Source organism: Serratia odorifera, assembly GCF_041448735.1.
Lineage (GTDB): Bacteria > Pseudomonadota > Gammaproteobacteria > Enterobacterales > Enterobacteriaceae > Serratia_F > Serratia_F odorifera.
The window spans coordinates 37779-56556 of record NZ_JBGMUT010000001.1 but is presented as its reverse complement, the minus strand read 5'-3'; the positions used below and the strand labels follow the sequence as shown (position 1 = coordinate 56556).

The window sequence follows — 18778 nt, the reverse complement described above, 5'->3', positions numbered from 1 at the left end:
GCCCTGCCGCACGTCGGGTCAGTTTTTGAAACGGCCGCGGATCGCGCCAAGGGTCGATACCAGCAACAGCACCACGCCGCCGGCAACAAAGCCGAACGCCACGTTGAGCAGCGAAGGTACCACGCCCTGCACAATGTGATCGAATGATGGCATCACCGTGATATGCGACGCCCAGTCTTCAAACAGGTGATGCACTGACGGCAAGCCATGGGTCAAAATGCCGCCGCCGACCATGAACATGGCGATGGTGCCGACGATCGACAGGGTTTTCATCAGATACGGCGCCGCACCGACAATGGCCCGACCAACCGCCTGCGCCAGCGAGCTGGTCTTGCGGCTGAGGTACAACCCCAGATCGTCCAGCTTGACGATGCCGGCAACGATGCCGTACACGCCGACGGTCATGACAATGGCGATGCCACACAGCACGATCACCTGCTGGCTGAAGCTGGCAGCGGCTACGGTGCCGAGCGTAATGGCGATGATTTCCGCCGACAGCACAAAGTCGGTGCGTACCGCCCCTTTCACCTTGCGCTGTTCAAAGGCTGCCACGTCTTCATTCAGGTTCAGCGGTTCACTGTGCTCCCCTTCGCCCTTTTTATGCGTCAGGCTATGGAACACCTTTTCAAAACCTTCGTAACACAGGTAGGCGCCACCCACCATCAGCAACGGCGTAATCGCCCAAGGCGCGAAGGCACTGATCAGCAGCGCCAGCGGTACCAGAATCGCCTTGTTGATCAATGAGCCTTTCGCCACCGCCCATACCACCGGCAATTCACGATCGGCTTTTACCCCGGTGACCTGCTGCGCATTCAGCGCCAGATCGTCCCCCAACACCCCGGCGGTCTTTTTAGCCGCCATTTTGGTCATCAGCGAGACATCGTCCAGCAACGAAGCGATGTCATCAATCAGAGTCAGTAAGCTACTTCCGGCCAATTTGGGTCATCCTTATCAAAAAGAAAATCAAATGCGACAAAGCCAGACTGCCGACAACGTCAAAGAGTCGGGAGAACGTGCCGTTGGGCGCGTTGCGGCATCAACCGTCGGACAAATTTGCCGGGAGCAAACTTGAACCACCGGCACACCGGGATCTGTCCCAGCATGCCCCTGGCTGCGTCAGGTCCGGGTATCTCGCCCCAACGGTCGACTTTGTCACCAATCTCACAAAGCAATACCTTGTAAGCATAACGGGATTTAACAACGGATGCGTGGCTATCTTATGAATCAGCCAGCGTTTGATTAAGCATAGAACATCTTGCGGCAGGAGATGGCCGGCCCGTGGCAATCCGGGCCGGGATACGGCTTATTCGGCGGCGTTGCTCGCCAGACGTGCATCCTTCTGACGGCGGTAATCGCGCGCGGCGGCCGGAATTGGCGTCACCTTGCCGGTTTCAATCCAGCTGCGCAGTCGGCTGGCATCGGCAAAGTGGGTGTACTTGCCGAACGCGTCCAGCACCACCAGCGACACCGAGCGGTTGCCGATCATGGTACGCATCGCCAGACAGTGACCAGCCTGATTGGTAAAACCGGTCTTGGTCAGTTGGATATTCCATTTCGGGTTATACACCAGATGGTTGGTGTTACGGAACGGCAGCGTGTAATTGGGATCCTTGAAGCTCGCCATGCGTTCGGTGGTGGTGCTGAGCTGGCCGATCAGCGGGTACTGCTTGGTGGCCAGCAGCAGCTTGCTCAAATCGCGCGCGGTAGACACGTTGTGAATCGACAGACCGGTCGGTTCAACGTAATGAGTTCGGGTCATCCCCAGCGCCTTGGCCTTGGCATTCATCGCGCTGATAAACGCGTTATATCCGCCAGGATAATGGTGCGCCAGACTGGCGGCAGCACGGTTTTCCGACGACATCAACGCCAGCAGCAACATATCCTTGCGGCTGATTTCACTGTTCAACCTGACGCGGGAATAGACGCCTTTCATTTCTGGCGTCTGATGAATGTCCACCGTTAACATCTCATCGAGCGGCAAATGCGCATCCAGCGTCACCATGGCGGTCATCAACTTGGTGATCGAGGCAATCGGCACCACTTCATCCGGGTTACGCGCATAAAGGACTTTATGATTGCTCATGTCCACTACCATCGCGCTGCCAGAGGCCAGCTCAGGCTGGGTGGCATGCAGAGCGGTAGCACTTTCGCTGGCCAGTGCGCGTGGCGCCAAACCCACGCCAGACTGCAATGCCAATAGGGTCAGAACCAAAACTCGGATTTTCACATGAATTACTCTGTCACAGATAGAGGGGATAGCTTGAGAAACTGCGAGGAAGTATAAATTAGCACTAGGGTCTTGGCACTGTGAATATGCGCACCTATTTGTGACAAATTCTGTCGGCGGCAAACAGGCACAAAGCGCCAGTCTGGCGGGCTTGTCGGCCTGCGTTAAAAAGTGACAGCGCCGCTGGCCGCAGTCGATCAAGCCCAGTCGCTGGGCCGATGGCGCACCGTCAATCTGCCCGGTTGTCACACTGACGCGTATACTTAACGCCAACTGTCGGCAATACAAGGAGTCTGGGATGAACGAACTGGCCCACTATATTACGGATTACGGTTACTGGGCGTTATTCATCGGCTGCCTGGCGGAAGGGGAAACCATTACCATGCTCGGTGGCATGGCCGCGCATGAAGGGTTGTTGCAACTGCCCTGGGTGTTGGCGGTGGTGGCGCTTGGCGGCACGTTGGGGGATCAACTGCTGTATTTCGCCGGCCGGCGTTTTGGCGGCAAGGCGATCGCCCGCTTGAAGAGCCAGCAGCAGCGCATTGAGCGCGCGCAAAAACTGATCGCTCGCCATCCGATGCTGTTTGTCATCGGCGTGCGTTTCATGTACGGCTTTCGCATTATCGGCCCGGTATTGATCGGTGCCAGTCGATTACCGCCGTCGCGTTTTATCCCGTTGAATCTGCTCGGGGCACTATTATGGGCAACGATTTTTGTGCTGATCGGCTACTTTGGCGGGCAGGCAATGGAAGGCTTTCTTGCCGGCATCGACAAAAAGTTCTCCGCTCTGCTGCTGGTGGTCGTGGCGGTTGCCCTTATCTGGCTGCTGCGCTATTGGTGGCGCCGCCGCCATGCAAATGAATAGTCATTTATTCAGCATCAGCGTCAGCCCGAGTCATGCCAGTACATAATCGGATAACGCCGGTGAACCACCGGCCGGTTATTGCTGACGCATCAGTGCCACCAGCTCGCGGGCGGCTTTATCCAGCGGCTGATGCTTCAACCAGATCAGGTGGATCGGCAACCGCAGCGCGTTCTTGGTATTCTTGAATTTCAGGCGTGTCAGCCGCCCCTGCGCCAACAGCGGAGCGATCAGCGACTGCGGGAAGTTACCCCAGCCCAACCCGGCTTCCACCATGTTCAGCGCCATCTGCAAACTGTCGGTCCGCCAATAGGATTCCGCCACCCGCGGCCGCAGATCGGCCATCGGCAAGTCGCGGCTGGCGATGATGATTTGCCGCACATTGACCAGATCCTCCAGGTACAGCGCCGCATCGGCATGCCGCAACGCGCTATGTTGCGCCGATAGCGTGGCGATCAGCGATTCACTGCCGACAAAGTGAAACTGCTCGTTGATATTGACGTTCAAACCACCGAACGCCAGGCAAACGCCCACCCGCCCCTGATGCAACATATGCAACACGTCGTCCTGTGGCGCAGTCAGCACTTCGATATTCAATAGCGGATAACGTTCGGCAAGCGTGGTTACCGCCGTCAGCAACGCGCTGCTGTTAATGTCAGACGCCACGCCGATCGACAAGGTGCTTTCCAGCCCTTGCGAAAGCTCGATAGCGTGGATATGCAACTGCTTCAGCTGGTCGGCAATCAGCCGCGCATGCGGCGCCAACGCCAGAGCCATCGCCGTCGGCACCGGTTCGCGATGCGAGCGGTCGAACAGCTGAAACCCCAGCTCTGCCTCCATGTTGGCAATGCCCATGCTGACCGCCGATGGTACGCGCCGTAGCGCCCGGGCGGCTGCGGAAAACGAACCGCGATCGAGCACCGCCAGAAACAGCTCAATATTGTCACTGGAAAAATTCATAACAGCCAATCTATCAGAAAATCTGACAGCTCCTGACTTTTTCTATCAATAGCATTGACGCTATCTTAGCCGTCCGTTGGCCGGCCGTCACCCGGCGATCCGCTTATTGGCCAAAAATAAAGGAGCAAGGCACCATGCAAGGCGTTAAACGCAAACTGGTTTATGTCACCGCCTATGAAATCATCGGTATGGCAATTTCGGCGCTCGGGCTGGCGCTGCTGTCCGGCAGCGCCCCCAGCAGTACCGGACCGCTGGCAGTGGTGATCACTACCATCGCGGTCAGTTGGAATTTCATCTACAACTGCCTGTTTGAATTCTGGGAAAGTCGCCAGGCGTCGCGCACCCGTACGGTCAAGCGCCGCATTGCCCATGCGGTTGGTTTTCAATTGACGCTGGTGGTGTATTTGATACCGCTGATTGCCTGGTGGATGGAGATTTCACTGTGGCAGGCGCTGCTGCTGGATATGGCGCTGATTGTCATTATCCCCTGCTACACCTTCGTCTATAACTGGGCATTCGATAAACTGTTTGGCTTACCGGCGTCGGCATTGCCAGCAGAAGAAACCGCCTGAACCACCGGCCGTGGCGCAGCCAGACGATGCGCCACGTCTCGGTTAATCTGCCAAGCCCGCGCGACTCACCGCCACCGTTGCCCTGCTTGCCAACATGAACTGACGGATCCCCCTCTCTCTCCAGCAGAAACTGCTGATTACTAAGGTGGCTAATATTCTCCCTTGTCACCAGTTTTAAATATCAGACAAATATATTTTATAACAAGCATCCTACTGCCACCGTATTATTTCCCCGACGAAAATGCGGTTTATTTTTGCGATACTCATCACATTATTCTATTTATCGATAATATTTTTATACATATTTCATCCTTTTGATAAATATATCATTTCATTCAATTAACAAATAATAAACACAATTATTCACGATTTCGTGCAGGGAACTTTTGCCTCATTTAAACAGAAAAGGTAGCATGCTCCGCCGTTATTTAATGGCAGATGTACAAACAATAAACAGCAGAATGACGCCATGACCTCATTCTCATGCGATTGCCAATAGCAATCGTTTGCTTGCAGTCAGAGCAAACTCAACGATAGACAGGAAAAACAGGACGGATGATGAAATCACACACAAAGTCGGCGCATGACAAGCACGCGGCGAGAAGACGTTGGTTAGACTCACATGAATCCGGTTATCACAAAAGTATGGGCAACCGGCAAATACAAATGATCGCCATCGGCGGCTCCATCGGCACCGGTTTGTTCCTCGGTACCGGCGGGCGCCTCGAAATGGCCGGACCGGCGTTGGCGCTGGTGTATCTGGTATGCGGGATCTTCTCGTTCTTTATTTTGCGTGCGTTGGGCGAACTGGTGCTGCATCGCCCTACCAGCGGCAGTTTTGTGTCTTATGCTCGCGAATTTCTCGGCGAAAAAGCCTCTTACGTCGCCGGCTGGATGTACTTCCTCAACTGGGCGATGACCGGCATCGTCGATATCACCGCGGTAGCGCTGTACATGCACTACTGGGGTACCTTCGCCGACGTACCGCAGTGGCTGTTTGCGCTGTGCGCGCTGGGTATCGTCGCGACCATGAACATGATCGGCGTGAAATGGTTTGCCGAAATGGAGTTCTGGTTTGCCTTGATCAAAGTGGTGGCGATTGCGCTGTTTCTGGTGGTGGGCGTGGTGTTCCTCGGCGTCGGTACGCCGATTGACGGCAACAACACCGGTCTGCACCTGATTACCGATAACGGCGGCATGTTCCCACATGGCCTGCTACCGGCGCTGGTATTGGTGCAAGGAGTAATCTTTGCTTTTGCCGGTATCGAGCTTATCGGCACCGCGGCCGGTGAATGCAAGGATCCGGAAAAAATGTTGCCCAAAGCGGTCAACAGCGTGATCTGGCGTATTGGTCTGTTCTATGTCGGTTCGGTGGTGCTGCTGGTGATGCTGCTGCCCTGGAACGCCTATCAGGCCGGTCAAAGCCCGTTCGTCACCTTCTTCAGCAAGCTTGGCGTGCCGTACATCGGTACCATCATGAATATCGTGGTGCTGACCGCCGCGCTGTCCAGCCTGAATTCGGGGCTGTATTCCACCGGGCGCATTCTGCGTTCACTGTCGATGGGCGGCTCGGCGCCGAAATTCATGGCCCGGATGAGCAGCCAGCAAGTGCCGTATGCCGGTATTCTGGTGACCTGTGGCATTTACGTGATCGGCGTACTGCTGAACTATCTGGTGCCGTCGCGAGTCTTTGAGATCGTGCTGAACATTGCCTCGCTGGGCATCATCAGCTCATGGGCATTTATCATCGTCTGTCAGATGCGTTTGCGTAAGGCTATCAAAGAAGGCAAAGCCAAACCGGTTTCCTTCAAGATGCCGGGGGCGCCGGTCACCTCCTGGCTGACGCTGCTGTTCCTGCTGGTGGTGGTGATCATGATGGCCTTCGATTACCCGAACGGCACCTGGACGGTTGGTACCATTCCGGTGTTGGCGATATTGCTGATTCTGGGCTGGTTCGGTCTGCGCAAACGCGCAGCGGAAGTCAAACTGGAACAACAGGCGCACGAAGAGCAGCCCCAGCAGTAAGCGCCGGGTTATCCGGGGCGCCGCCATGGCGCCCCATTATTTTTGCGCGCTAATCACCCGCGCAATATCGGCTGACGTCGCCAATGCGCGAACCTCGGCAAACAGATCGCTGGCCTCGGCGTATTCCTTACGTAAATAGCCCAACCACTGCTTGATGCGCGCCACGTGATACAGGCCGGTATCGCCCTGCTTTTCCAACCGTACGTATTTTTTCAGCAACTGCACCACCTGCGGCCACGGTAGCCGTGGTTCGTTGTATTTCACCACCCGGCTCAAATTGGGAATGTTAAGCGCACCGCGTCCGAGCATCACCGCGTCGCAGCCGGTGATCTGCATACATTGCTGTGCACTGGCGTAATCCCAGATTTCGCCGTTGGCAATCACCGGGATCGTCAGCCGTTGGCGAATCTCGCCAATCGCCGCCCAGTTGATGCGCTCGGCCTTATAGCCGTCCTCCTTGGTACGGCCATGTACCGCCAGCTCGCTTGCACCGGCCTGTTGCACCGCGTCGGCGATTTCAAGGCTGTGCTGGGGCGAATCCCACCCCAGCCGCACCTTGACGGTTACCGGCAGCTCCGCCGGCACCGCTGCGCGCATGGCTTTGGCGCCCTGGTAGATAAGTTCGGGATCTTTGAGCAGCGTCGCGCCGCCACCGCTGCCGTTGACCGTTTTCGACGGACAGCCGCAGTTGAGATCCACGCCGTAGGAGCCGAGTTCTACCGCGCGGGCGGCGTTTTCCGCCAGCCATTCGGGGTACTGACCCAACAGTTGGATACGCACCAGCGTACCGGACGGTGTGCGACTGGCATGGTGCAATTCGGGGCACAGGCGATAGAACGATTTCACCGGCAGCAGTTGATCGACCACGCGTAGAAATTCGGTGATGCACAGATCGTAATCGTTCACTTCGCTGAGCAATTCGCGGACCAGGGAGTCGAGAACGCCTTCCATCGGCGCCAATAAAACGCGCATTAACACCCACTCCAGTTAAAAAAGAGGCGCCATGATACGGGGGAACCCCGGCGCCAGACAACGTAATCTCAGCATAAAAAAAGCCGCCGATAAACGGCGGCCTGATGATTTACACGGTGAGCTTACTCAGCCGGTTTACTGCGACGTGGGCGACGCGCCGGTGGCGCACCACGACGTTGGCCATCGCCCTGTGGCCGCGCGTTGCCATTGCCACGGTTTTCACGCTGACCGCCGCCGTTGCCATTGCGCTGGCCGCCGCCGTTGCCGCGTGGCGCACCGCGCCCGCCGCCTTGACGACCGTTGATGATCGGCTCCGCCTTGATGGTCGGATCCGGTTCATAACCCGGCAGGGCAATACGTGGAATTTCACGCTTGAGCAGGCGTTCGATGTCGCGCAGCAGTTTATGTTCGTCGACGCACACCAGTGAGATCGCTTCGCCGGTACGCTCGGCACGCCCGGTACGACCGATGCGGTGCACGTAATCTTCCGGCACGTTCGGCAGCTCGTAGTTCACCACGTGCGGCAGCTGGTCGATATCCAGACCGCGTGCGGCGATATCAGTGGCGACCAACACGCGAATTTTGCCGTCCTTGAAGTCGGCCAATGCACGCGTACGCGCACCCTGGCTTTTATTGCCGTGGATCGCGGCGGCGGTGATGCCGTCCTTGTTCAGCTGTTCAGCCAGGTGGTTGGCACCGTGCTTGGTGCGGTTAAATACCAGCACCTGACGCCAGTCGCCTTCGCCGATCATCTGCGACAACAGTTCCCGCTTACGCTTCTTGTCAACGAAATGCACGCTTTGTTCGATCTGTTCGGAGGCGGTGTTGCGACGTGCAACTTCCACCGACGCCGGGTTGTGCAGCAGCTTGCTGGCCAGCCCTTTGATTTCGTCAGAGAAGGTGGCGGAAAACAGCAGGTTTTGGCGCTTCGGCGGCAGCTTGGACAGCACGCGACGGATATCATGGATAAAGCCCATATCCAGCATGCGGTCGGCTTCGTCGAGCACCAGAATTTCGATTTTGGACAGGTCAACGGCGTTCTGATGTTCCAGATCCAGCAGACGGCCCGGCGTTGCCACCAGAATGTCCACGCCGCCACGCAGTTTCATCATCTGCGGGTTGATGCTGACGCCGCCAAACACCACCAGCGAACGCAGACGCAGGTGTTTGCTGTAGGCTTGCACGTTTTCGCCGATTTGCGCCGCCAGTTCGCGGGTTGGCGTCAGGATCAACGCACGCACCGGACGACGGCCTTTGACCGCATGGTCATGCTTGCTCAGCAGTTGCAATACCGGCAGGGTAAAACCAGCGGTTTTGCCGGTACCGGTCTGGGCGCTGGCCATCAAATCACGGCCTTCAAGCACCACAGGGATCGCCTGACGCTGGATTGGCGTAGGTTCGCGATAGCCCTGTTCTTCAACAGCGCGCAGGATTTCAGCACTTAAGCCGAGGGTTTCAAATGACATAGTAGAGAAAGACTCCAGATCCCCCCTAACCTAAACAAAGTTCGGTGCAGTTTCCGGGGAGGACGATCAGACGGGACATTAAGCATGACCACGAGGGATTGGCACAAACTGCAGTGCACCAAGCGGCCGATTGTAGCAGAAGTCGAACAAGAAAAGGCAATTTTAGCGCGCGATAGCACATTATGCCGGAAAACTGGCCAGGCGACGACTCATTGACTTACTAAATGAAGGGGTATAGTGCTTGCATTCTCACGCAACCCGCCTAAAGTTAATCATACGATTGATTAACTTTTGCAGGCGATGCCGTATGCCTCTTGCTGAAAGTACGCCCCCGAACAACCGCCCACGCGGCGAACAGGCGCGCGAACAGTTGATTAGCGCTGCCATCGACGTGTTTGGCGAATTCGGCATTCAGGGTGCCACTACCCGCGTTATCGCCCAGCGAGCCGGCCAGAATATCGCCGCCATTACCTACTATTTCAGCTCCAAAGAAGGACTTTATCTGGCGGTCGCACAATGGATTGCCGATTTTATCCAACAGGCTTTCCGACCGCTGGCCGACGAAATCGACCGTTTCTGGCTGCTGCCAGCAACGGAACGCTTGCCGGAACACTATCTCTACCACCTCAAGCGCGGACTGCTGGCCTTCAGTGAACTGATGACCCAGCCGCATACGCTCAATCTCAGCAAAATCATGTCGCGCGAACAGCTCTCCCCCTCAGACGCCTATCCGCTGATCCATCAGCAGGTCATCGCGCCGCTGCATGACAAACTGTGCCGACTGCTGGCGGCCTACAGCGGTATCGACGCGCAATCCACCAAAATCGTGCTGCATACCCATGCGCTGCTCGGAGAGGTGCTGTCGTTTCGCGTGGCGCGCGAGACCATCCGCCGTCAGGCCGGCTGGCAGCATATTGGTCCGAATGAAGCGGCGCAAATCGCTGAGGTACTGGCTGAACATATCGATCTTCTGGTTAATGGCTTACGCCACCGTTATGGCGCATAAACTTTGGCAGGGAGTGTTATGAACAACAAAAGAGTCATTTTGATGCTGGCGATTGTGGCACTGCTCGCCGCCGCGGCCGCCGGGTGGTGGTATTACCAGCAGCAACAGCACAAGCCCTTGACGCTGTATGGCAATGTGGACATCCGCACCGTCAATCTGGGCTTTCGCGTCAGCGGGCGGTTGTCCTCGCTGACGGTGGATGAAGGCGATACCGTGCAACCCGGTCAACTGCTCGGCAAACTGGATGACGGCCCTTATCGCAATGCATTGCAGCAGGCCAAGGCCAACGTTGGCAGCGCTCAGGCCAGACTGGCGCTGTTGCTGGCCGGCTATCGCGCCGAAGAGATAGCCCAGGTGCGATCCGAAATGGCGCAAAAACTCTCCGCCTTCAACTATGCCGACAGTTTTCTAAAACGCCAGCAGGGATTATGGGCGAAAAGCGCCACGTCCGCCGATGCGCTGGAGGATGCACGCACCGCGCGCAACCAGGCACAGGCCAACTTGCAGGCGGCAAAGGACAAACTGGCGCAATATCTCAGCGGCAATCGGCCGCAGGAAATCGAGCAGGCCAAAGCGGAAGTGGCACAGGCGCAAGCCTCACTGGCTCAGGCGCAGTTGGACGTCCAGGACACCGGCTTGTTGTCACCGTCCGCCGGCACCGTACTGACTCGGGCGGTGGAGCCGGGCACCATGCTCAGCGCCAGCAGTACGGTATTCACCCTGTCGCTGACCACGCCGGTGTGGGTACGCGCCTACGTCAGTGAAGCCAATCTCGGCCAGGCAGCGCCGGGGACCGAACTGGAAATCTATACCGATGGGCGTCCGGGCAAACCGTATCACGGCAAAATCGGCTTCGTGTCGCCAACCGCCGAATTTACGCCGAAAAGCGTCGAAACCACCGACTTGCGTACCGATCTGGTGTACCGCCTGCGGGTGATCGTCACCGACGCCGACGACGGATTGCGCCAGGGCATGCCGGTCACCCTGCGCTTTGCCAACGGCCAGCAACCCTAGGTCATAATCTGTTGGGAATGGTGATGGAACAACAACGGGCACATACCATCGATCTGGAGGCGTTGGAAAAACGCTTCCCTGCGCTGGATAAACCGGCGGTAGCCAGCCTGACCATCCAGTTGCGCAGCGGCGCGGTGACCGGGCTGGTGGGGCCGGATGGCGCGGGTAAAACCACCCTGCTGCGCATGCTGGCCGGTCTGTTGAAGCCCAGCAGCGGCACGCTGCGCGTCGCCGGGCTGGATCCGATCGCCCAGGATCGTCAATTGCACGCCATTCTTGGCTATATGCCGCAGAAATTCGGCCTGTATGAAGATCTGACGGTGATGGAAAACCTGACGCTGTATGCCGATCTGCGCGGCGTTATCGGCGAACAGCGCCGCACCACCTTCGAACGCCTGCTGGCGTTTACCGATCTGACGCGTTTTACCGATCGCCTGGCCGGCAAGCTGTCTGGCGGCATGAAGCAAAAGCTGGGGTTGGCCTGTACCCTGGTTGGCGAACCGCAGGTGCTGCTGCTGGATGAGCCAGGGGTCGGCGTCGATCCGATTTCGCGCCGCGAACTGTGGCGCATGGTGCACGAGCTGGCTAACGACGGCATGCTGATCCTGTGGAGCACCTCCTACCTCGACGAAGCCGAGCAGTGTCGCGAAGTTTTGCTATTGAACGAAGGCGAACTGCTGTTCAGCGGCGCTCCCAAAGAGCTGACCCAGCGCATGGCCGGGCGAACGGTACTGATCGCCGTACCGGCCGGCAGCCATCGCGCGCTGCTGCAACGGGCGATCTGCCTGCCGACGGTCACCGACGGCGTCATCCAGGGCAAGTACCTGCGGTTGATCCTGAAACCGCATGTCGATCATCGTCAGGTGCTTGACGATCTGGCGGTTGCCGATGCGCAACTGATGGAAGCGAAACCGCGCTTTGAAGATGCGTTTATCGATTTGCTCGGCGGTGGGCCAAACAGTCGTTCGGCGCTGGCGGATATCATGCCCAGCGTCGAGGGCAACAGTACGGAGACGGTGATCGAAGCGCAGAGCCTGACCAAAAGGTTCGGCGACTTCGCCGCCACCGACCATGTGGATTTCAAGGTGCAGCGCGGTGAAATCTTCGGCCTGCTGGGGCCGAACGGTGCCGGCAAGTCCACCACCTTTAAAATGATGTGCGGCCTGCTGGTGCCCAGCGACGGCAAGGCGCTGGTACTGGGGATGGATCTTAAAACCGGTTCCGGCAAGGCGCGTCAACATCTGGGCTATATGGCGCAGAAATTCTCGCTGTATGGCAACCTGACGGTGGCGCAGAACCTTAAATTCTTTTCTGGCGTCTATGGGTTGAGCGGCAGGCGACAGCGCGAGAAAATCAACGAAATGTCCAGCGCCTTCAATTTCGCGCCCATCCTCAACCAGACGCCGGATGCGCTGCCGCTCGGTTTCAAGCAGCGTTTGGCGTTGGCCTGTGCGCTGATGCACGAACCGGACATTCTGTTTCTCGATGAGCCGACCTCCGGAGTCGATCCGCTGACCCGGCGCGAGTTCTGGCTGCATATCAACGGCATGGTCGATAAAGGCGTGACGGTGATGGTCACCACCCACTTTATGGACGAAGCGGAATACTGCGATCGCATCGGGCTGGTGTATCGCGGAAAAATCATCGCCGCCGGCACGCCGGACGATCTCAAACAACGCATCGCCAGCGACCACAATCCGAATCCGTCAATGGAGCAGGCGTTTATCGAACTGGTGCAGGGTTACGATCGGGAGGAACAGCCGTGAACGACAAGGTGGCCAATAACCGCAATTCGTTGCCGACGGGCGACAGCCGATTCTCCTGGCGACGGCTGCGCGCACTGTGCCTCAAGGAAACGCGACAGATGCTGCGCGATCCCAGCAGCTGGCTGATCGCGTTTTTAATCCCGCTGATGCTGCTGTTCATCTTTGGTTATGGCATCAATCTGGATTCCAGCAAGCTGCGCCTCGGTATTCTGCTTGAGCAGCAAAGTGAAGACGCGCGCGATCTGGCCAATGCCTTTGCCGGATCGCCGTATATCGATCCCACCATCAGTGATAATCGTCAGGCGCTGATCGAAAAAATGCAGGCCGGCACCATCCGCGGTCTGGTGGTGATCCCGGTGGATTTCGCCCAGCGCATGGCGCGGCCGTTCGATCAGGCGCCGATCCAGATCGTCACCGACGGCAGCGAGCCCAACACCGCCAATTTTGTGCAGGGCTACACCCAGGGGGTATGGCAAGTGTGGCAGCAACAGCGCGCCACCGACGCCGGGCGTGAGGATCGGCCGCTGATCGAGGTGCAGATGCGCTATTGGTTCAACCCGGCGGCCATCAGCCAGCACTTTATCATTCCCGGCGCCATCACCATCATCATGACGGTAATCGGCGCGATCCTCACCTCGCTGGTGATCGCCCGCGAATGGGAACGCGGTACCATGGAGGCGCTGCTGTCAACGCAGGTGACGCGCAGCGAGCTGTTGCTGTCCAAACTGGTGCCCTATTATTTCCTCGGCATGATCGCCATGGCGTTGTGCATGGTGGTATCGGTGTTTATCTTTGGCGTGCCGTACCGCGGTTCGCTACTGCTGTTGTGGGTCATTAGCAGCCTGTTCCTGATCGGTACGCTGGGCATGGGACTGTTGATTTCCACCGTTACCCGCAACCAGTTTAATGCGGCAATGGTGGCGTTGAACGCCGCCTTCCTGCCTTCGATTATGCTTTCCGGTTTTATTTTTCAGATCGACAGCATGCCGGCAGTGGTGCGCGCCGTTACCTATATCATCCCGGCACGCTACTTTGTCAGCACGCTGAAAACGCTGTTTCTGGCGGGCAATATCGGCTCGATGCTGCTGATCAACCTGCTGTTCCTGGTTGCTTCAGCGGTGGTGTTTATCGGTCTGACCGCCTGGAAGACCCAGCGACGACTGGATTAAGGGGAAACCATGTTCCATCGGCTTTGGACATTGATTATCAAGGAAATGCAGTCGCTGCTGCGCGATCCGCAGACCCGCGCCATTCTGGTACTGCCGGTCATTTTGCAGGTGCTGCTGTTCCCGTTCGCCGCTACGCTGGAAGTGACCAATGCCACCATTGCAGTGTACAGCGAGGACAGCGGACACGCGTCGGTCGAGCTGACCCAACGCTTCGCCAAAGCGAAAGCCTTCCCGCATGTGCTGCTGTTGCGCAGTCCGCAGCAGATCCGCGATACCATCGATAATCAGCGGGCGCTGTTGCTGATCCGCTTTCCGGCGCAGTTTTCACGCGATATTGCCAACGGCAACCCGGCACCGCTGCAGCTGATCCTCGATGGCCGCAACTCCAACAGCGCGCAGATTGCCGCCAACTACGTTCAGCAGATCGTGCAGGATTATCAAAATGAACTGATTGGTCAACGGCAGAAACCCAATAACAGCGAGCTGGTGGTACGCAACTGGTATAACCCGAATCTCGATTATAAATGGTTTGTCGTGCCGTCGCTGATTGCCATGATCACCACCATTGGCGTGATGATCGTCACCTCGCTGTCGGTGGCGCGCGAACGGGAACAGGGCACGCTGGAGCAGCTACTGGTTTCCCCGCTCAATACCTGGCAGATATTTATCGGCAAAGCGGTGCCGGCACTGATGGTCGCCACCTTTCAGGCCTCGATCGTACTGCTGATTGGCATCTTTCTCTATCAGATCCCGTTTGCCGGCTCACTGCTGCTGTTCTATGCCACCATGCTGATCTACGGGCTGTCGCTGGTGGGCTTCGGGCTGCTGATTTCATCGCTGTGCGCGACCCAGCAGCAGGCGTTTATCGGCGTGTTCGTGTTTATGATGCCGGCCATTCTGCTTTCCGGCTACGTTTCGCCGGTGGAAAACATGCCGGTGTGGTTGCAGAACCTGACCTGGGCCAACCCGATTCGCCACTTTACCGACATCACCAAACAGATCTACCTGAAAGACGCCAGTTTTGCCATTATCTGGCACAGTCTATGGCCGCTGCTGGCGATCACCGTGACCACCGGCAGCGCCGCCTATGCCATGTTCCGCCGCAAGATTGCCTGACGGCACGGCGATGCGGCTCGGTAACCGCGCCCGTCGCCCCCCACGGAGAAACGGTGATGAGCGATAATCCGACGATAAAAAACGACGAATTCAACAGTATGATCCGCTTTGCCTTTCGGCTGGCCATCATCAGCCTGCTGATGGTGGTGATTATCTATCTGGCCGGCGTACTGCTGCCGGAGGACAGCGCGGAATGGGTCAATCTGGCGATGCTGGCGCTGGTCGGCGGCAATCTGATCGCCAATCTGGCGGTGTTTTACCTGGCGCTGGTCGGGCTGTTCAAATCGTCGTTGAAATGGCGCGCGCTGCTGTCATTGCTGACTGCGCTGGCGGTGTTCGCGCTCTACGCCATTGCCCTGTTGCTGGTGACCTAGCCGGCAGTGGCAGCCTGGCCATGGGCAACCCGCCTTGCCGATGGCTGGCGCTTAGCGTTGCGCGATGTTGGCCGCTGAGCTTTTGCTAAAGCCTTCAAACGGGTTCCAACCCTGGATACCCTTCGTTTCCTTCAGGTAGTAGGCGTAATTGGCGGTCATTGCGCACATCACCGCATAGGCGATATTCACCCCGCGTACCAGCCCGTCCAGATCGTTGCCGGTCGAATATTCCACCATGCCGATGATCACGTTAACTACGCACATGCCGACGAACAGCACCAGCCCTTTCTTCCACAATCCGAGAATGCAGAAATAGATAATGCCGAAGAAAAAAGCGAAAAAATTCATCATGTACTTCAAGCGGCCAAAGAAACCCAGCTCCTTGATTTTCTGCCGGTATTCGTCAGACGTGATATCGCCGCCGACGCTATCGAACAGCGCAAAACGCGCCTGCCATTTTAGGCTTAACTCTTTATGCATAAACACCTCTTTACCATCACTGTAATTTTTAAATTATGACCTTTCCATAGAGCTTAGTCATTCAACGAAATAGCCCTATTGATGTCAATAAAACAGCAAAGAATTATTAATGTATTATACGCTGGCGCAAAAAAAGGCGCCGTCGTCAGACAGCGCCCGGGGGTCGATCGTTTGCGCGCCGCTATGACGCGCTCCGACTATTAGCGGCGGTTGCCGAAAATGCGCAACAGCATCAGGAACAGGTTGATGAAATCCAGGTACAGCGTCAGCGCGCCAACGATGGCGTATTTGCGGAAACCGTCCTTGTCATCCGGGTTGAGCTGCTCGCCCATCGCTTTCAGTTTCTGGGTGTCATAGGCCGTCAGGCCAACGAACACCACCACGCCGATATAGGTGATCGCCCACATCAATGCGGTGCTCTTCAGCCAGAAGTTGACCAGCGAGGCCAGCACGATGCCGATCAGCGCCATAAACAGCATATTGCCGAAGCCGCTAAGATCGCGCTTGGTGGTGTAGCCATACAGGCTCATGGCGCCAAACATGCCGGCGGTAACCACGAAGGTGCTGGCAATCGAACTGTAGGTATAAACGATAAAGATGCTGGATAACGTCAAGCCGGTCAGCGCCGAATACAGCATGAAGAGCGAGGTGGCCACCGCGCCACTCAGGCGGTTCACCATGCCGGAAATAACGAACACCAGCGCCAACTGCGCGATGATCAGGCCAAAGAAGGTGATCTGGCTGGAAAAGATGAAGTTGAGTATCGCCGGCGTGTTCGCCGCGTACCAGGAAACAAAAGCCGTTAACAGCAGGCCACAGGTCATCCAGCCATACACCTGCGCCATATAGGTTTGAATGCCGCTGCCGGCACGTTCGACGATCGAACCATTGGAACGTGGATATCGGTCCATGACGGTTACCTTTTACATGTAAAACCAAAGTTCGGGGAAAGCCCCCACCGGTATTAAGCGTACCACAGAATATGTAACCCGCTGCGGACAAAGGTATGGATTTGTTACCCCAGCCTGCGGCCTACCAGCGTTTTGCCGCCTGCCGATCGCTGTCACGCGCGTCAACCCAGCGTTCACCCTGTCCGGTGGCTTCACGCTTCCAGAACGGGGCGCGGGTCTTCAGATAGTCCATGATAAATTCGGCGGCGTCGAACGCCATGCTGCGATGTGCGCTGGTGACACCAACGAACACGATTTCATCACCAGGGAACAGTTCGCCCACCCGATGGATGACGCTGACGCGCTGCAGCGGCCAACGCTCGCGCGCTTCCACCACGATGGCGGTCAAGGCTTTTTCGGTCATGCCGGGATAATGTTCCAGCGTCAATGCGCTGACGTCAGCGCCCAGATTATGATTGCGCACCTTGCCGGTGAAGGTCACTACCGCGCCATCATCATCGCACTGCGCCAGCCACTGGTATTCCTCGCCCACGCCAAACGGCGCGCTACCCACGCGAATACGCGTATTTTCCACGCTCATCCTCCGGTTACCGGCGGAAAGAAAGCGACTTCATCACCGGCGTTCAGCGGGTGCTCCGCGCCCACCAGCGACTGATTTACCGCCATCAGCAACTTGCCTGACTCCAGCGCCAGCGCCCAGCGATCGCCGCGCTGGCACAGCGCCTGACGCAGTGCTTCGACGTTGGCAAACTCCGCCGGCAGGCTCAGGCTTTCAGTGCCAATCAGTTCACGTACCTGGGCGAAAAACAGAATATCAATCATATCTCACCTCAAAATCGCCGGATTTTCCGCCGCTTTTCGCCAGCAGACGCACCGGGCCAATCACCATGTCCTTCTGCACCGCTTTGCACATGTCGTAAATGGTCAGCGCAGCCACCGACGCAGCGGTCAACGCTTCCATTTCCACCCCGGTTTTGCCGCTCAGGCGGCAGCGGGTTTCGATACGCACCCGGCTATGCTCCGGCTGTGCTTCCAGTTGGACTTCGACTTTGCTCAACATCAGCGGGTGGCACAGCGGGATCAGTTCCCAGGTGCGTTTCGCCGCCTGAATGCCGGCAATGCGCGCGGTGGCAAACACATCGCCCTTGTGGTGGCTGCCGTCGACGATCATCGCCAGCGTAGCGGCATGCATCTCGACAAAGGCTTCGGCTCGCGCTTCGCGTACCGTTTCCGCCTTGGCCGAAACATCGACCATATGCGCTTCGCCGGCGGCGTTTATATGAGTTAGCTGCGTCATGGGGTTACTTCTTCAGATGTGGATGAAAATTGCACGGGCGGTTACGCGCATCCAGCTGCGATTCGATAATGCGTTCCCATGCGGTACGGCAGGCGCGGGTAGATCCCGGCATGGCGAACAGCACCGTCTGGTTGGCAATACCGGCCAGCGCGCGCGACTGAATGGTCGCCGTGCCGATGTCTTCATATGACACCATGCGAAACAGTTCGCCGAAGCCGTCGATCTGACGGTCGAACAGCGGCAGCAGCGCTTCCGGCGTGTTGTCACGCGTGGTGAAGCCGGTGCCACCGGTAATCAGCACCGCCTGCACCCGATGGTCGGCGATCCAGGCGGAAACCTGCGCGCGAATCTGGTAAATGTCGTCTTTGACAATGGCGCGCGCCACCACCTGATGCCCGGTTTCCAACGCCGCTTGCTGCAAATAGTGACCAGAGGTGTCCTCTGCTTCACCGCGACTGTCAGAGACGGTCAAAATGGCGATACGCGCCGGGATGAATTCGCTGCTGGCATGGCTCATGTCGCTGCTCCTGTACTGTAAGATCCTGATTGCCTTGGCAAACG

20 protein-coding genes are annotated in these 18778 nt (G+C 57.4%); 9 read left to right on the top strand and 11 right to left on the bottom strand.

The features are described from left to right. Nucleotides 1-18: 18 nt before the first annotated feature. Together ACCC84_RS00300 and pbpG are read right to left on the bottom strand one after the other, a co-directional pair. Nucleotides 19-936, bottom strand: coding sequence for a DUF808 domain-containing protein (locus ACCC84_RS00300; RefSeq protein ID WP_004965652.1), 918 nt, complete (start codon nucleotides 934-936; stop codon nucleotides 19-21). 367 nt (nucleotides 937-1303) lie between these two features. After that, nucleotides 1304-2233, bottom strand: a complete 930-nt coding sequence (gene pbpG / locus ACCC84_RS00295; protein WP_371901654.1) for a D-alanyl-D-alanine endopeptidase — start codon at nucleotides 2231-2233, stop codon at nucleotides 1304-1306. 292 nt (nucleotides 2234-2525) lie between these two features. On the opposite strand from pbpG, the gene ACCC84_RS00290 reads away from it, so the two are divergent. Then, nucleotides 2526-3092 (top strand): DedA family protein, encoded by a 567-nt coding sequence (locus ACCC84_RS00290; RefSeq protein WP_004965659.1) that lies wholly within the window; start codon nucleotides 2526-2528, stop codon nucleotides 3090-3092. Between the two features lie 75 nt (nucleotides 3093-3167). On the opposite strand, the gene ACCC84_RS00285 is transcribed toward ACCC84_RS00290, so the two are convergent. After that, nucleotides 3168-4049 carry a LysR family transcriptional regulator gene (locus ACCC84_RS00285; protein WP_004965661.1) on the bottom strand — a complete coding sequence of 294 codons (882 nt, stop codon included), beginning with the start codon at nucleotides 4047-4049 and terminating at the stop codon, nucleotides 3168-3170. A gap of 134 nt (nucleotides 4050-4183) precedes the next feature. Here ACCC84_RS00285 and ACCC84_RS00280 point away from each other — a divergent pair, with 134 nt between their 5' ends. Both ACCC84_RS00280 and ansP read left to right on the top strand, forming a co-directional pair. Then, complete coding sequence (locus ACCC84_RS00280) at nucleotides 4184-4621, top strand: PACE efflux transporter (RefSeq protein ID WP_004965664.1); 438 nt, start codon at nucleotides 4184-4186, stop codon at nucleotides 4619-4621. Nucleotides 4622-5179: 558 nt separating this feature from the next. Next, complete coding sequence (gene ansP / locus ACCC84_RS00275; protein ID WP_039992830.1) at nucleotides 5180-6646, top strand: L-asparagine permease; 1467 nt, start codon at nucleotides 5180-5182, stop codon at nucleotides 6644-6646. Nucleotides 6647-6682: 36 nt separating this feature from the next. Here the strand turns inward: ansP and dusC are convergent, their stop codons facing one another. Together dusC and rhlE are read right to left on the bottom strand one after the other, a co-directional pair. After that, complete coding sequence (gene dusC / locus ACCC84_RS00270) at nucleotides 6683-7618, bottom strand: tRNA dihydrouridine(16) synthase DusC (RefSeq protein ID WP_198772843.1); 936 nt, start codon at nucleotides 7616-7618, stop codon at nucleotides 6683-6685. Nucleotides 7619-7740: 122 nt separating this feature from the next. Then, nucleotides 7741-9084 carry an ATP-dependent RNA helicase RhlE gene (gene rhlE, locus ACCC84_RS00265; protein WP_004965671.1) on the bottom strand — a complete coding sequence of 448 codons (1344 nt, stop codon included), beginning with the start codon at nucleotides 9082-9084 and terminating at the stop codon, nucleotides 7741-7743. A 307-nt stretch (nucleotides 9085-9391) separates the two neighbouring features. On the opposite strand from rhlE, the gene ACCC84_RS00260 reads away from it, so the two are divergent. The 6 genes from ACCC84_RS00260 to ACCC84_RS00235 are packed head-to-tail and all read left to right on the top strand — an operon-like array spanning nucleotide 9392 to nucleotide 15529. Then, a complete protein-coding gene (locus ACCC84_RS00260) occupies nucleotides 9392-10090 on the top strand; it encodes a transcriptional regulator (protein WP_004965672.1) in 699 nt (232 codons plus the stop codon). An 18-nt stretch (nucleotides 10091-10108) separates the two neighbouring features. Further along, entirely contained in the window at nucleotides 10109-11104 is a 996-nt protein-coding gene (hlyD, locus tag ACCC84_RS00255) for a secretion protein HlyD (protein ID WP_371901444.1), read from the top strand. Nucleotides 11105-11121: 17 nt separating this feature from the next. Continuing rightward, a complete protein-coding gene (locus ACCC84_RS00250) occupies nucleotides 11122-12870 on the top strand; it encodes an ATP-binding cassette domain-containing protein (protein WP_371901443.1) in 1749 nt (582 codons plus the stop codon). Next, nucleotides 12867-14039: an ABC transporter permease gene (locus ACCC84_RS00245; RefSeq protein ID WP_198772844.1), complete on the top strand. Its 1173-nt coding sequence runs from the start codon at nucleotides 12867-12869 to the stop codon at nucleotides 14037-14039. The genes ACCC84_RS00250 and ACCC84_RS00245 overlap by 4 nt, the downstream gene beginning before the upstream one ends. A 9-nt stretch (nucleotides 14040-14048) precedes the next feature. Beyond that, nucleotides 14049-15155: an ABC transporter permease gene (locus ACCC84_RS00240; RefSeq protein ID WP_004965679.1), complete on the top strand. Its 1107-nt coding sequence runs from the start codon at nucleotides 14049-14051 to the stop codon at nucleotides 15153-15155. A 56-nt stretch (nucleotides 15156-15211) separates the two neighbouring features. Continuing rightward, nucleotides 15212-15529: a hypothetical protein gene (locus tag ACCC84_RS00235; RefSeq protein WP_039992349.1), complete on the top strand. Its 318-nt coding sequence runs from the start codon at nucleotides 15212-15214 to the stop codon at nucleotides 15527-15529. A 51-nt stretch (nucleotides 15530-15580) separates the two neighbouring features. Here the strand turns inward: ACCC84_RS00235 and ACCC84_RS00230 are convergent, their stop codons facing one another. The 6 genes from ACCC84_RS00230 to moaB form a co-directional block, all read right to left on the bottom strand. Next, the gene (locus tag ACCC84_RS00230) at nucleotides 15581-16009 is read right to left on the bottom strand and encodes a DUF2628 domain-containing protein (protein ID WP_004965682.1); all 429 of its coding nucleotides are present in this window, start codon (nucleotides 16007-16009) and stop codon (nucleotides 15581-15583) included. A 200-nt stretch (nucleotides 16010-16209) separates the two neighbouring features. Further along, complete coding sequence (locus tag ACCC84_RS00225) at nucleotides 16210-16920, bottom strand: Bax inhibitor-1/YccA family protein (protein WP_039992351.1); 711 nt, start codon at nucleotides 16918-16920, stop codon at nucleotides 16210-16212. A gap of 121 nt (nucleotides 16921-17041) precedes the next feature. Further along, the gene (gene moaE, locus ACCC84_RS00220; RefSeq protein WP_039992833.1) at nucleotides 17042-17494 is read right to left on the bottom strand and encodes a molybdopterin synthase catalytic subunit MoaE; all 453 of its coding nucleotides are present in this window, start codon (nucleotides 17492-17494) and stop codon (nucleotides 17042-17044) included. A gap of 2 nt (nucleotides 17495-17496) precedes the next feature. Next, nucleotides 17497-17742 carry a molybdopterin synthase sulfur carrier subunit gene (moaD, locus tag ACCC84_RS00215; RefSeq protein ID WP_004965690.1) on the bottom strand — a complete coding sequence of 82 codons (246 nt, stop codon included), beginning with the start codon at nucleotides 17740-17742 and terminating at the stop codon, nucleotides 17497-17499. Continuing rightward, nucleotides 17735-18217: a cyclic pyranopterin monophosphate synthase MoaC gene (gene moaC, locus ACCC84_RS00210; protein ID WP_004965692.1), complete on the bottom strand. Its 483-nt coding sequence runs from the start codon at nucleotides 18215-18217 to the stop codon at nucleotides 17735-17737. The genes moaD and moaC overlap by 8 nt, the downstream gene beginning before the upstream one ends. 4 nt (nucleotides 18218-18221) lie before the next feature. After that, a complete protein-coding gene (moaB, locus tag ACCC84_RS00205) occupies nucleotides 18222-18734 on the bottom strand; it encodes a molybdenum cofactor biosynthesis protein B (protein ID WP_371901442.1) in 513 nt (170 codons plus the stop codon). Nucleotides 18735-18778 lie beyond the last annotated feature (44 nt).